At 73.5% G+C, this 13,611-nt stretch carries 11 protein-coding genes; 6 read left to right on the forward strand and 5 right to left on the reverse strand.

Annotated elements, in window-relative coordinates; genetic code table 11:
• Positions 1 to 68: 68 nt before the first annotated feature.
• Complete coding sequence (locus FPZ22_RS05825; RefSeq protein ID WP_144891253.1) at positions 69 to 2,771, reverse strand: bifunctional acetate--CoA ligase family protein/GNAT family N-acetyltransferase; 2,703 nt, start codon at positions 2,769 to 2,771, stop codon at positions 69 to 71.
• A 136-nt stretch (positions 2,772 to 2,907) separates the two neighbouring features.
• Here FPZ22_RS05825 and FPZ22_RS05830 point away from each other — a divergent pair, with 136 nt between their 5' ends.
• Together FPZ22_RS05830 and FPZ22_RS05835 are read left to right on the forward strand one after the other, a co-directional pair.
• Positions 2,908 to 3,330: a DUF2231 domain-containing protein gene (locus FPZ22_RS05830; protein WP_144891255.1), complete on the forward strand. Its 423-nt coding sequence runs from the start codon at positions 2,908 to 2,910 to the stop codon at positions 3,328 to 3,330.
• Positions 3,327 to 4,724 carry a PQQ-dependent sugar dehydrogenase gene (locus FPZ22_RS05835; protein WP_144891257.1) on the forward strand — a complete coding sequence of 466 codons (1,398 nt, stop codon included), beginning with the start codon at positions 3,327 to 3,329 and terminating at the stop codon, positions 4,722 to 4,724. Before FPZ22_RS05830 ends, FPZ22_RS05835 begins: the two co-directional genes overlap by 4 nt.
• A 31-nt stretch (positions 4,725 to 4,755) precedes the next feature.
• Here FPZ22_RS05835 and glmS read toward each other — a convergent pair whose 3' ends face one another.
• The gene (glmS, locus tag FPZ22_RS05840; protein WP_144891259.1) at positions 4,756 to 6,585 is read right to left on the reverse strand and encodes a glutamine--fructose-6-phosphate transaminase (isomerizing); all 1,830 of its coding nucleotides are present in this window, start codon (positions 6,583 to 6,585) and stop codon (positions 4,756 to 4,758) included.
• A 138-nt stretch (positions 6,586 to 6,723) separates the two neighbouring features.
• Between glmS and FPZ22_RS05845 the strand changes: the two genes are divergently transcribed.
• A complete protein-coding gene (locus tag FPZ22_RS05845; protein ID WP_246120948.1) occupies positions 6,724 to 7,995 on the forward strand; it encodes an aspartyl/asparaginyl beta-hydroxylase domain-containing protein in 1,272 nt (423 codons plus the stop codon).
• Here FPZ22_RS05845 and FPZ22_RS05850 read toward each other — a convergent pair.
• Positions 7,971 to 9,518, reverse strand: a complete 1,548-nt coding sequence (locus FPZ22_RS05850) for a sulfotransferase (protein WP_144891261.1) — start codon at positions 9,516 to 9,518, stop codon at positions 7,971 to 7,973. The genes FPZ22_RS05845 and FPZ22_RS05850 overlap by 25 nt on opposite strands.
• 70 nt (positions 9,519 to 9,588) lie before the next feature.
• Between FPZ22_RS05850 and FPZ22_RS05855 the strand changes: the two genes are divergently transcribed.
• The 3 genes from FPZ22_RS05855 to FPZ22_RS05865 are packed head-to-tail and all read left to right on the forward strand — an operon-like array spanning position 9,589 to position 11,916.
• A complete protein-coding gene (locus FPZ22_RS05855; RefSeq protein ID WP_144891264.1) occupies positions 9,589 to 10,065 on the forward strand; it encodes a hypothetical protein in 477 nt (158 codons plus the stop codon).
• A gap of 2 nt (positions 10,066 to 10,067) precedes the next feature.
• A complete protein-coding gene (locus tag FPZ22_RS05860) occupies positions 10,068 to 10,247 on the forward strand; it encodes a hypothetical protein (protein WP_144891266.1) in 180 nt (59 codons plus the stop codon).
• Positions 10,225 to 11,916, forward strand: coding sequence for a tetratricopeptide repeat protein (locus FPZ22_RS05865; protein ID WP_144891268.1), 1,692 nt, complete (start codon positions 10,225 to 10,227; stop codon positions 11,914 to 11,916). The genes FPZ22_RS05860 and FPZ22_RS05865 overlap by 23 nt, the downstream gene beginning before the upstream one ends.
• 7 nt (positions 11,917 to 11,923) lie before the next feature.
• Here FPZ22_RS05865 and FPZ22_RS05870 read toward each other — a convergent pair whose 3' ends face one another.
• Together FPZ22_RS05870 and FPZ22_RS05875 are read right to left on the reverse strand one after the other, a co-directional pair.
• A complete protein-coding gene (locus FPZ22_RS05870) occupies positions 11,924 to 13,120 on the reverse strand; it encodes a sulfotransferase family protein (RefSeq protein WP_144891270.1) in 1,197 nt (398 codons plus the stop codon).
• Positions 13,090 to 13,509, reverse strand: a complete 420-nt coding sequence (locus tag FPZ22_RS05875; RefSeq protein WP_144891272.1) for a tetratricopeptide repeat protein — start codon at positions 13,507 to 13,509, stop codon at positions 13,090 to 13,092. The genes FPZ22_RS05870 and FPZ22_RS05875 overlap by 31 nt, the downstream gene beginning before the upstream one ends.
• Positions 13,510 to 13,611: the final 102 nt, after the last annotated feature.

The raw sequence follows: 13,611 nt of genomic DNA on the forward strand, positions 1-13,611 counted from the left end.
GGGAGCGGCGATAGCCGCGAAAGCCGCTCCGTTCCTCCGGCACTCCCCGATCGCGGCTGTAGCCGCTCCTACAGATGGCTTTCCGGGACCGGGAGGCTGACCAGCATCAGCGTGGAATCGTCGGGGTCCGGGACCACCCGGAATCCGAGCTGGCGGCACATCGACAGCATGGTGCTGTTCTCGCGCAGCACCTGGCCCTCGATCGTCGCCAGGCCCATCCAGCGCGCGACGCCGATCATCTCCTGCATCAGCCGCCAGCCCAGGCCCGCGCCCTTGAGGTCGGAGCGCACCATGATCCCGTACTCGCCGCGTTCGAAGTCGGGATCGGCGAGCAGGCGCACGGCGCCCAGCATCTCGCCGCTTTCGACGTCGATCGCCACCAGCGCCATCGAACGCGCGTAGTCGAGCTGCACCAGGCGTGCGATGAAGTCGTGGCTGAAGTCGCGCACCGCGCGGAAGAAGCGCATGCGCAGGTCCTCGGCGCTGACCTTCGCGAAAAAGCGCCGGAACATGGCGTCGTCTTCCGGCCGCACGGGGCGCACGAAGGCCTCCCGGCCGTTGGAAAGCACCAGCCTGCGCTCCAGCTCGGTCGGATACGGGAACACCGCGAATCGCGGATGGCCGCGGCCGCGATGCAGGCGCTTCGGCGGTGCCAGCGCCACCCGCGCATCGACCGCCACCGCGCCGCTGGCGTCGGCGAGCAGCGGGTTGATGTCGACCTCGCGCACCTCGGGGAAGTCCGCGGCCAGCTGCGCCAGCTTCACCAGCACCAGCGCCAGCGCGCGCTCGTCGGCGCCCGCCACGTCCCGGTAGCCGCGCAGGATGCGCGAGACCCGGGTGCGCCCGATCAGCTCGTGTGCCAGGCGCAGGTCCAGCGGCGGCAGCGCGAGCGACTTGTCGTCGATCACCTCGACCGCGGTGCCGCCGCGGCCGAACACCACCACCGGCCCGAACACCGGGTCGTCGGCGATGCCGGCGATGACCTCGCGCGCCTTCGGGCGCAGAACCATCGGGTGCACGCTGACGCCGTCGATGCGCGCATGCGGGCGCAGCCGGCGCGCACGGTCGAGTATCTCGCCGGCGGCCTCGCGCACGGCGTCGGCGCTGGCCAGGTGCAGGCGCACGCCGTCGACGTCGGACTTGTGCGCGATGTCGGGCGACAGCACCTTGACCGCCACCGAGCGGCCGGCCTCGAGCAGCGGCTGCGCGGCGCGTACGGCTGCGGCGGCGTCGGCGGCCGGCACCGGCGTGGCGATGTCGATGCCATAGGCGGCCAGCAGCGTGGTCGTGGCGACCGGGTCCAGCCATTCGCGGCCCTGGGCCATCGCCGCGCCGATGACCGCGCGCGCGGCCTCGCGGTCGACGGCGAAGTCCTCCGGCAGGCTCGGCGGCGTCTCCATCAGCGCCGTCTGCGCCTCGCGGTGGCGCACCAGGTACATGAAGCCGCGCACGGCCTCGGCCTCGCTGGCATAGGTCGGCGAGCCGGCCTCGCCCAGCAGCTTCGCGCCGCCGCGATCATCGCCCAGCCACAGCGCGAGCACCGGCTTGCGCGGTCCGCCGCCCCTGCGCGCGCCCAGCACGCCGGCCACGGCGCCGGCGGTCTCGAGCGGGTCGGACAGCACCGTGGGGACGTTGACCACGAGCACGGCGTCGTTGCCGGGATCGTCGAGCAGGGCTTCGAGGCCGGCGGCATACCGTGGCCCGTTGGCATCGCCGATCAGGTCGACCGGGTTGGTCCCCGACCAGCGGCGCTCGAGCGTTTCGTCCAGCCGCAGCACGGTGTCCTCCGACAGCACCGCAGGCGTGCCGCCCAGGTCCTGCAGGCGGTCGAGCGCGAGCATGCCGGTGCCGGCACCGTTGGTCAGCACCGCCAGCCTGCGACCGGGCACGCTGCCGAGGTGCGACAGCGTTTCCGCGGCTGCGAACAGCTCGTCCAGCGCGTGCACCCGCAGCAGGCCGGCGCGGCGGAACGCGGCTTCGTAGACGTCGTCCGGCGTCGCCAGCGCGGCAGCGTGGCTGGCCGGCGGCGACGCCGGGCGCGCATGCCGCCCGGGCCTCACCACCACCACCGGCTTGCCGCGCGCCGCGGCACGCGCGGCCGAAAGGAACTTGCGCGCATCGCCCACGTGCTCCAGGTAGAGCAGGATCGCGCGCGTGTGCCGATCGGTCGCGAACCAGTCGAGCATGTCGGCGAAGTCGACGTCCACGGCATTGCCCAGCGACACCACGCCGGAAAAACCGACGCCGCGTGGACGCGCCCACTCGATCATCGCCGCGGCCACCGAGCCCGACTGCGACACCAGCGCCAGGTCGCCGGGCGGCGGCCGGTGCGCCGCGAAGCTGGCATGCAGCTTCGCGTGCGGCGAGATCACGCCCAGGCAATTGGGCCCGAGCACGCGCAGCCCGCGCGCGCGCGCCGTCGCCTGCAGCGCTTCGCTGTGCGAGCCCGGCCCCGCGCCCAGGCCGCGGGTCAGCACGACCACCGCGCGCGCGCCGGCATCCGCGGCCGAAGCCGCCGCGCGCGCCACCGCCGCCGGCGGCGTGGAGATGATCACCAGTTCCGGCGCGAAGTCCAGTCCGGCCAGCCGCGGCGCGGTGGCCACGCCCTCGATCTGCGGATAGCGCCGGTTGACGACGCCGATCCGCCCCGGGAAACCGCCGTCGATGATCTGCCTCAGCACCAGCCGGCCGAGCGAGCGCTCGCGCGGACTGGATCCCACCAGCGCCACCGAGGCGGGCGCGAACACGGAGCCGAGTGCGTAGGTACCCATCGTCGAGAGCGGCGCGGCGGAAGACGGAGACCATAGCATCGCGCCCTGTCGCGGCAGCGCGCCGGCGGGGGCCATACACGCGGCCTGTACCGCGGATATCCAAGTATCGACAGCCTGACACCTGGAGGATCCGACCATGGTCGCAACCGTCCCGCGCCGGCTTGCAGCGTCACATCCCGTCCACGCCCTGCTGCTCGGGGGCACCCTGGCGCTCTTCCTCGGCGCGCTGCTGAGCGACATCGCCTATGCGCGCAGCTACGAGATCCAGTGGAACAACTTCGCCTCCTGGCTGATCGTCGGCGGCCTGGTCGTCGGCGCCGCCGCCCTGGCCAGCGCCCTGCCCGTCGTGCTTCCTGCCAGCCGGACCCGCGCCGCGGTGGTGCACACGCTGGCGCTGCTCGCGGCCTGGATCGCGGGCTTCTTCAACGCGCTCATGCATGCCCGCGACGCCTGGGCCGGCATGCCCGGCGGCCTGGTGCTGTCGGTGATCGCCTTCGCCCTCGCTCTCCTGGCGGCATGGTTCGCGACGGTCACGGGGCGCGCCGGAGGTGTGCCATGAACCGCCCCCTCCGGCTTGCCGCCGCCGTCGCCGCCACGCTGGTGCTGGCCGCCTGCAACCCCGACCCGGGACCGCTGCAGTACGGCGCCAATCCGGAGCTGCCCGAGCCCAAACGCGGCCTGCTGCCGCAGATGGTGATCGCCGAGCCGGCGCCATGGGGCGACCGCATGCCGGTCGTGCCCGAGGGCTTCGAGGTCCGCGCCATCGCCACCGGCCTGCTGATCCCGCGCCAGACCCTCGTGCTGCCCAACGGCGACATCCTGGTGGCCGAGGGCCGCGGCGGCCACGCGCCGAAGCTCAAGCCCAAGGACGTGATCGCCGGCCCGATCAAGGCCGCGGGCACGACCCGGGTGAAGAGCGGCAACCGGCTGACCCTGCTGCGCGACGCCGACGGCAACGGCGAGTACGAGCTGCAGACGGTGTTCGCCGAGGGGCTCGACGCGCCCTATGGCCTGGCGCTGGTCGGCAGCGACCTCTACGTCGCCAACCAGGGTGCGGTGGTGCGCTTCGACTACCAGCCGGGCATGACCCAGGCCCCGGCCGGCGAGCCCGAGGTGCTGACGCTCCTGCCCTCGGACATCAACCACCACTGGACCAAGGCGATGGCGGCCAGCCCCGACGGGCGCTTCCTGTACGTCGGCATCGGCTCGAACAGCAACATCACCGAGCGCGGCATGAACGCCGAGCAGGACCGCGCCGTGGTCTGGGAGATCGACGTCGCCACCGGCATGCACCGCCCCTACGCCACCGGCCTGCGCAACCCCACCGCGTTGGCGATCCAGCCCGGCAGCGGCCAGCTGTGGGCGGTGGTGAACGAACGCGACGAGATCGGGCCGGACCTGGTGCCCGACTACCTGACCTCGGTGCGCGAGGGCGGCTTCTACGGCTGGCCCTGGGCGTACTGGGGCAAGCACGTGGACACCCGCGTGAAGCCGGAGAACCCGGAGAAGGTCGCGGCCTCGATCACGCCCGACTACAGCCTGGGCGCGCACGTCGCGGCGCTGGGCGTGGACTTCTCCAGCGCGGCGATGGGCCCGGAGTTCGCCGACGGCGCCTTCGTCGGCATGCACGGCAGCTGGAACCGTCCCGACCCGGTCGGCTACAAGGTGGTGTTCGTGCCCTTCCGCAACGGCCGGCCCGCGGGCGATCCGATCGACTTCGCCACCGGCTTCCGCGACGAGGACGGCACCACGCGCGGACGGCCCGTTGGCGTGACCGTGGATCCGCGCGGTGCGCTGCTCGTGGCCGACGACCTGGCGAACATCGTCTGGCGGGTTGCGCGGACCGGTGCGCGCACTGGCCCGATGCCGCCGGCGCCGGGCGTCCCGCCCGAGGCCCAGGATGCCGGCGAGGCGGCGGAAGCGGCGCCGGAGGACGCGCCGCCGCAGCCCTGACCGCCGCGGGTGCCGGCGCGCGGAGCCGCGCCTACTCCACCGTCACGCTCTTCGCCAGGTTCCTCGGCTTGTCCACGTCCGTCCCCCGCGCCAGCGCGACGTGGTAGGCCAGCAGCTGCACCGGGATGGTGTGCACGATCGGGCTCAGCACGCCGACGTGGCGTTCGGTGCGGATCACGTGCACGCCCTCGCTCTCGCCGAAGTTGCTGTCGGCGTCGGTGAACACGAACAGTTCGCCGCCGCGCGCGCGCACTTCCTGCATGTTCGACTTCACCTTCTCCAGCAGGCTGTCGTTGGGCGCGATCACCACCACCGGCATCCGGTCGTCGACCAGCGCCAGCGGACCATGCTTGAGCTCGCCGGCGGGATAGGCCTCGGCGTGGATGTACGAGATCTCCTTGAGCTTGAGCGCGCCTTCGAGCGCGATCGGGTAGTGCACCCCGCGGCCGAGGAACAGGGCGTGCTGCCTGGGCGTGAACTGCTCCGCCCACATCGCGATCTGCGGCTCCAGGTTCAGCGCGTGCTGCACGCTTCCGGGCAGGTGGCGCAGGGCTTCGACGTAGGCCGCTTCCTTCTCTTCCGGCAGGCGGCCATTGAGCTTGGCCAGGGTCGCCGCCAGCGCGAACAGGGCGACCAGCTGGGTGGTGAAGGCCTTGGTGGAGGCGACGCCGATCTCGGCGCCGGCGCGGGTGTAGAACACCAGCCGGCTGGCGCGCGGGATCGCGCTTTCCGGCACGTTGCAGATGGACAGCGTGAAGTGCTGGCCGAGCGACCTGGCGTACTTCAGCGCCTCCATCGTGTCGAGCGTTTCTCCCGACTGCGAGATCGTCACCACCAGCTGCTTCGGGTTGGCCACCGCGGTGCGGTAGCGGTACTCGCTGGCGATCTCGACGCTGCACGGCAGGCCGCTGATCGCTTCGATCCAGTAGCGGGCGACGGAGCCCGCGTAGAAACTGGTGCCGCAGGCGAGGATCAGCACGCCCTCGACCTGGCCGAGGACGTCGGCGGCCTCCTTGCCGAACAGCTCGGGCCCGAAGCCGCCGGCATCGATGATGGCTTCCATCGTGTCGCCGAGCGCGCGCGGCTGTTCGTGGATCTCCTTCTGCATGAAGTGCCGGTACGGCCCGAGCTCGAGCGACGACAGCGAGACATCGGACAGGTGCTCCTCGCGCAGCGCCGGCCGGTCGTCGGCGCCGTACACCTGCACGCCTTCGCGCGTGATCTCGGCGGTGTCGCCTTCCTCCAGGAAGATCACGCGGCGGGTGGCCTGCAGGATCGCCGAGACGTCCGAGGCCACGAAGTTCTCGCCCTCGCCCAGACCGACCAGCAGCGGGCAGCCCATGCGCGCGACCACCATGCGCCCGGGCTCCCGGCGGCTGACCACGGCCAGCGCATAGGCACCGTGCAGCTCCTTGACCGCGCGCTGCAGCGCGGCCAGCAGGTCGTCGCCGGACTGCAGGTAATGGTGGATCAGGTGGGCGATGACCTCGGTGTCGGTCTGCGATTCGAACTCGTAGCCCAGACCGAGCAGGCGCTCGCGCTGCTGTTCGTGGTTCTCGATGATGCCGTTGTGCACCAGGGCCACGCCGTGGCTGACGTGCGGGTGCGCATTGGACTCGGTCACGCCGCCGTGCGTGGCCCAGCGGGTGTGGCCGATGCCGAGCGTGGCCGAGAAGCCCTCGTTGCCGGCCGCCGCCTCCATCTCCGACACGCGGCCGGTGCGGCGCACCCGCCGGACCTCGGTGCCGTCCACCACCGCGATGCCCGCGGAATCGTAGCCGCGGTATTCCAGGCGCTTGAGCCCTTCGATCAGGACCGGGACCACATCGCGATCAGCGATCGCACCGACGATGCCGCACATGGACTGCTCCTGGGTTGGCCGGACATTGTAGGGCACCGCCCGGTTCGCCCGGTTCGCACGCAGGCTGGCTCCCGGGCGCTGTCCAGGCCGAGCGCGGCGCGCCTAGAATCGGGGGATCGACGTCCCGGAGGGTCCCTCGTGAGTGAACGTCTCCAGGCACTGATCGCGGCCGCCGGCAGCGCCGCGAACGCACGCCGCTGGCAGGAAGCCGAACGCCTGTGGTCGCAGGTGCGCGCGCTCGATCCCGGCAACGTGCAGGCGCTTTTCAGCCTCGGGGTGCATGCCCACCAGCGCGGCGACGCCCGCGGCGCGCTGGAACTGCTGGAGGCCGCGCGCGCGATCGCCCCGGCCGATCCGATGCTGGCGCTGACCCTGGGGGTGGTCCACCGCGACCTCGGCGACGGCGCGGCCGAGTGGAATGCGATCCATGCGGCCCTGGGGCTCGACCCCTATTTCCTGCCCGCGCTGCTGGCCAAGGGGGAGTTCCTCGAGCATGCCGGTCGCGTGCCGGCCGCGGCAGCCGTGTTCCGCGACGCGCTGAAGGTCGCTCCGCCGCGCCCGCACTGGCCGCCGGCGCTGCAGCGGCGCCTGGAGCATGCGAGCGGGGTCGTGGCCCGCGACGGCGAGGCGCTGGCCGCATTCCTGGAGCAGGCACTGGCCGCGCCCAGGCAGGCCGTGGCGCCCGCGGTGGCGGGGCGCTGGGACGAGGCGGTGTCGATCCTTGCCGGCCGCTCCCGCCCCTACCACTCCGAGTGCAACCAGCTGCACGTGCCGCGGCTGCCGGCCCAGCCCTTCCATGATCCGACTCTGTTCCCCTGGATTCCCGGCCTGGAGGCGCGGACCCCCGAGATCCTCGCCGAACTCGAGGCCCTGGTCGCCGAGCGCTTCGACCGCTTCCAGCCCTACATCGCCTACCGCCCGGACCAGCCGGTCAACCAGTGGGAGGCGCTGAACCATTCCCGCGCCTGGAGCTCGTTCCACCTCTGGGCGCACGGGGACCCGGTGCCCGGCAACATCGCCCAGTGCCCGGCCACCGCGGACGCACTCGCAGCGGTGGACACGGTCGACATCGCCGGCCTGTGCCCGAACGCGATGTTCTCCGCACTGGCGCCGCACACCCACATCCCGCCGCACACCGGCGAGACCAATGCGCGCCTGGTCGCGCACCTTCCGCTGGTGGTGCCGCCGGACTGCAGCTTCCGCGTCGGCCATGACCGCCGCGGCTGGGAACCGGGCAAGGTGTTCGTGTTCGACGACACCATCGAGCACGAGGCGCGCAACGACAGCGACCGGCTGCGGGTGGTGCTGATCTTCGACGTGTGGAATCCGCTGCTGTCGCTGGAGGAGCGGGCGATGGTCCAGGCACTGGCCAGGGCGATGCGCGACTACAGGGCTGCGACCGGCGCCTGATCCGAGGCCGCGGGCAGGTCCACGCCCGCCGCCAGCAGCATCTGCTCGAGCGGCCGCAGCGCGCCCCCGTAGCGCCGCCAGCGGCCGGAGGCATCGCCGTACAGCGGCCTGCGCACCTGCCAGGCGCTGGCGGTCTTGACCGTGTTGCCGAGTTCGTGGAAGCGCAGGCATGCGGGATCCCACGACAGGCCGAGGGCATCGAGCAGACAGCGCAGCGGGGCTTCCGGCGCGGCGACGAAGGCGTCGTAGTCGAAGGCCATCACGTCGTCGGGATACAACGCCTGCCAGTGCGCCGCCAGCCTGCGCTGGAGCAGGAAGTGATGGCCGATGCCGTCGAGGGTCGCCGCCCAGGGGAAGACGCGCGGATTCAGGTGCTGCATCAGGATCGACAGCGCGACGTCGCGCGGGTCGCGCAGCGTGACCACCACCTTCGCCCGCGGGAACAGCCTCTTCGCCAGCCCCACGAGCAGCAGGTTGTCCGGGCGCTTGTCGGTGAAGAAGCGCACGCCCGCGGCGGGAGGCAGGCGCGCGACCGCCGCCCGGTGGTACGCCTGCGCGAGCGCCCTCAGCCGCGGCGCGTCCAGCGTGGCCATGGACGCAGGGAACGGAGCCAGGGCTCCGGCCACCATCCGCGGCAGCAGGTCGAGTTCGCCCCCGGCCGCCACCGCGGGGTGCGCGGCGAGCACCTGTTCGAGCAGGGTCGAGCCGGAGCGGAACATGCCGCAGATCCACAGCGGCGCGGGCTCCATCGCCGGCGCCGTGCCGGCAGCACCGGTGGGGGTGATGTCCGGCGCCGGCAGCGGGAACGCATCCAGCACCGCCTGCACGCGCGCTTCGGCGGCGGCGGGGTCGTAGGCGGCCTGGTCCGCATGGGCGATCGACTTGCCGCGGACGAGCGCGTCGAAGGCCTCCGCGGACGCACCCAGCGCGTCCAGAGCACGCCCTCGCGCCAGCCACAGGTTCGCGCGCGTGGCCGGCGCCAGCGACGGCGACCCGGCGACGCGCTGCAGGCGCTCGAGCAGCGGATCGTCCACGGCGGCTGGCGGCTGCAGCTGGGCCAGCCGGGCCAGTGCCTCCGCGGCGGCCGGATCACCGTCACCCCGCTGGAGCAGCGCCCGGTAGGCCTCGACGGCCTGCGGACGGCGACCCCGCTCCTCGTGCAGGTTGCCCAGGTTGAGCAGCGCGCCCGGATGCTCCGGCACCAGCGCCAGCGCGCGCCCCAGCTCCGCTTCGGCGGCCTCGTCGCGGCGCAGATGGTCGGCGAGGATCGCGGCGCGATTCAGGTGCGCGATCGCCGGATCGGCCACGCCGCGGCGCAGGGCCTCGGCATAGGCGTCCAGCGCCTCCTCGAAGGCCCCGGCATGCCGCAGCGCGTAGCCGAGGTTGAACCAGGCGTCGGCGTCCTGCGGCGCCTGCGCGAGGAGCGCGCGCAGGTCGGCGATCGCCGCCGCCCAGGCGCGCCGCGCCAGCTGTCCGCCGGCCCGGCGCCGCAGCCGCGCGATGTCGCTGCCAGCGTCCTGCATCTGCGCCCTCCCGCGCGTGGACGCATACTCTAGTCCAGCGCCCGCCCGCGGGCCGAACCCGGAGATCGCGATGCCCCGTCCGCACCTCCCGCTGCTGTGGCTGCTGCTCGTCTTCGCGATGCCGGCCGGCGTCCTCGCACAGCCGGCCGCAGCCCATCCCTGCGCGGCCACGCCCCAGCCCGCCGAGCGCCTGGCCTGCTACGACCGCGCCTTCCCGCCGCCGGACACGGTGCGCGAGGCCGCGGCCGCGCGCGCAGTGGAGGAATTCGGCCTCCCGCATCGCAGCCGGGCCCCGGTGCTGCGAAACCCCGGCCAACCCGGTCACGAGGTCGAACCCGACCGCATCGAGGCCCGCGTGGACCGCATCGACACCGCCGGCGGCCAGCGCTGGCTCACCCTCGACAACGGCCAGCGCTGGACCGTGCCCGCCGGCACCGCCGGCCCGCTCGCCCCGGGAGATCCGGTCCGCATCTCCAAGGGCGCGCTGGGCAGCCACATGCTGCGCACGCCGGGCGGCGTCTCCCTGCGCGCCCGGCGCGTCCACTAGGCGTGCCGGCCGCGCGCCCGCTCGATCCTGCGCAGGCGCAGCGCTTCCTCGCCGCGCAGGCCCGGCTGCAGGAAGGCGACGGCGCCGCCGCGCTGCGGCTTGCACGGGCGCTGGTGACCGAGGCGCCGCAGGCGGCCGACCGCGCAGCTGCTGCTGGCGATGTGCCTGGCCGATGCCGGTGACGCGGCCGGCGCGCACGTGGCCTTCGGTCGCGCGGCCGCGCTGGCCCCCGGGAACGAGGTGATCGCGCTCAACCATGCCACGTGGCTGGGCCGGAGCGGCCGGCCCGAGGAGGCGCTTCGGGTGCTTCGTGGCTGCTCCGCCACCGTCCGAACCGCACTCCACGCGGGCAGCCTGCACCTGCGTCTGGGCCGGCCTCGCGAGGCCCGCGTCGAGTTCGAACGCGCGCTCGCGCTGGGCCCTGCCACGGCCCAGGCCTGGCATGGCCTGGGCAGCGCCCTGCAGGCGCTGGACGAGCTCGAGGCCGCCGAAGAGGCGCTGCAGCGGGCGACCAGCCTCGCGCCGGACGAAGCGCCGGCCTGGGTCAACCGCGGCGCGGTGCTGCGGCGGCTGGGACGGCTGCAGGCCGCGCGCGACTGCCTGCTGCGTGCGCAGGCACTCGGCCGCGACACACCCGAGGTGCGCAACGCGCTGCTCGGCCTGCTCCAGGACCAGGGCCGGCCGGCGCAGGCGCTGGCCGCCGCGCGCGCGCTGGTGGCGCAGTATCCCGGCTTCGTCGGCGGACACGAGTCGCTGGCGCACCTGCTCTGGGAGCATGGCGATGCGCTGGCCCCGGGCGAGGATCCGCTGGCGCCGCTGTGCGCAGCGGCCGGTGTCCAGCGCGCCAACCTTCCGCTCCAGCTGGCTTGCGTGCGTGCGCTTCTGGAGGCCGGCCGCAGCGCCGAAGCGCTGGAGTGGCTCCAGCCGCTGCGCAAGGCCTCGCCGGGCCAGCCAGCGCTGGACTGGCTGGCCGCCGACGCGCTCGACCGCCTCGACCGCGACGGCGAAGCCGGCGTGCTGTACGCCCGCGTCGCCGCGCAGCTGGGCGATCTCCGCGTGGACTTCCTCAACGCCCATGCGCGCCACGCCTTCCGCGCCGGCAAGCCCGACCTCGCCCGCGCCTGCGCCGAGCGCGCCACGCGGCGCGACCCGGGCAACCAGGAGGCCTGGAGCCTGCTCGGCACCGCCTGGCGGCTGGCCGGCGACCCCCGCGAGGACTGGCTGTTCGGCTACGACCGGCTGGTGGGCGAGATCGCGGTCGAGCCCCCGCCCGGCCACGACGACCTGCCCGGCTTCCTGCAGGCGCTGGACGCGACCCTCGCCGGCCTGCACCTGGCGTCGCGCGAGCCGCGCGCACAGAGCGTGCGCGGCGGCACCCAGACGCCGGGCCGGCTGTTCGGCCGCGACGACCCGGTGGTCAGCGCCGCGGCCGGAGCGCTGCGGGCGGCGGTCGAAGCCTGGCTGGCCGGCCTGCCCGCGGATCCAGGACACCCCTTCCTCGCCCGCCGGCAGCGCGGAGTCCGCTTCGTCGGCTCATGGTCGGTGCGCCTGCGCAGCGCGGGCCACCACGCCGACCACATCCACGACGAAGGCTGGCTGAGCTCGGCGTTCTACGTGGCCCTGCCACGCTCGGTCCAGCGCTCCGCCGATGACGCCGCCGGCGGACCCGGCTGGCTGCGGCTCGGGCAGCCAATGGCATCGCTGGGCCTGGACCTCGGTCCCCGCCGCCTGGTGCAGCCGCGGCCAGGCACCCTGGTCGTGTTCCCGTCCTACCTCTGGCACGGCACCCTGCCCTTCGACGATCCCGAACCGCGGGTCACCGTGGCCTTCGACATGCAGCCCGCGCCCTGAAGGACGCTCAGTCCACGGCGATTCCGGCTTCGGCGAGCCTGCGCGCGACGGGTTCCAGCCGCGCCCGGTGCCGCCGCGCGCCCCCGACCGAGCGCGCATGCACCGGCTCGCGCACCTGGGCCGCGCTGGCGGTGGTGAAGGCGACCCTCGCGGGTGCCTCGCCATAGCGGGTCTCCGGGTCCCAGGGCAGCCCGCACCACTCGAGGATGCGCCGGGCCTGCCCGTCCGGATCCCGCACCAGGTCCTCGTAGCGCACGTCCAGGATCGCGCCCGGCATCACCTCGTGCCAGTGCGCCATGGTCTGGCGGTAGGCGACGTAGTAGCGGGCGAGTTCGTCAAGGTCGTACGAGAAGTGCCAGGCGCTGAAGAACAGTGTCTTGTATACCGCGTGGCAGCTGTCGAGCGGATCGCGCTGCAGATGGATGATGCGCGCATCCGGCAGCGCCTTCCGGATCAGCCCGCAGTACATGTAGTTGGCCGGCATCTTGTCGATGAAGCGTTCCGCACCCGCCGCCTCGGCCACGCCACGCACGTATTCGCGCCCCAGCGCCTCGAAGTCGATGTGCAGCGATGCTTCGGCCGCGGTCAGGCCCGGGTGCGCCTTCAGCGCCTCGCGCGCATGGGCCCCGATGAGGTTGCCCAGGTCCAGCGGTTCGCCCGCCGACTTCACGCTCCCCCCTTGCACCAGCATGCGTTCGACCAGGGTGGTGCCGGTGCGCGGCATGCCGACGATGAAGATCGGACCCTCGCCGACATGGCCCCGCGCGGGCGCGGCCATCGCCTCTCGGCCGTAGGCGGCGCGGATCTGCGCCTGGGCCTCGCACTCGGCCCGGATGTCGCAGTCCAGGGACTGCCTGCGCAGGCGGGCTCCGGCGTCGACAGCGTCGAAGGCCGCCGCGTGATCGCCCAGGTCCTCCAGCTCCTTGGCCAGCGCGTACCACGCCGCGGCGTCCCAGTCGGGGCGCCCGAGTCCGGCGGCGATCCGCTGCTTCAGCTCGTCGACGTGGTTGCGCGCGGGCGTCTGCCGGCGCAGCGTGCTGCGCAGATACAGCGCATGGCCGGCCTGCGGCGCGGTCGCCAGCATCCGGTCGAGATTGGATTCGGCCGCTTCGAATTCGCCGGTGAAGAACTGCGCGACGGCCAGGTCGTACAGCAGGCCTGGCTGCGGCCCCATCATCTCGAGCGCCTGCCGGTACAGCGGCACGGCCTCCCCGGCCGGTTGCAGTTGGTGACGATGCTGGCCGCCTGCCACAGCGCGCGGCCGTCGCCGCGGGTCCGCGCGGTCCCGGCCACGGCCAGGGCCAGCTCGAACGCCTCGCGCCGGCGGCGCAGGTGCAGCAGCAGGCTCGCCTGCTTGAGCCGCAGACCGTCGTTGCCACCGCTGGCGTCGATCGCGCGCTGCATGTAGCCGACCGCGGCATCGGGCGTGCCGCCGGCCACCGCGGCCTCGCCCGCCAGCACCAGCGCGTCGACGTCGTCCGGCCGCGCCTGCAGCAGGCCGAAGACGTGGTCCGTGGCCTGTTGCACCAGGCCTTCGCGCAACAGTGCGTATCCCTGCGCCACCCCGTCCGGGGCGTCTCCGCTCACTGCCATCCACTGCCTCCGCCCGGTTGCTGGTCCGAGTCTAGTCGCATGGAAAGGAAAAGAATGGCGGCGGGACATGCCCGCCGCCAAGTACCGCTGTCTGGAGATGAG

Source organism: Luteimonas granuli, assembly GCF_007795095.1.
Lineage (GTDB): Bacteria > Pseudomonadota > Gammaproteobacteria > Xanthomonadales > Xanthomonadaceae > Luteimonas > Luteimonas granuli.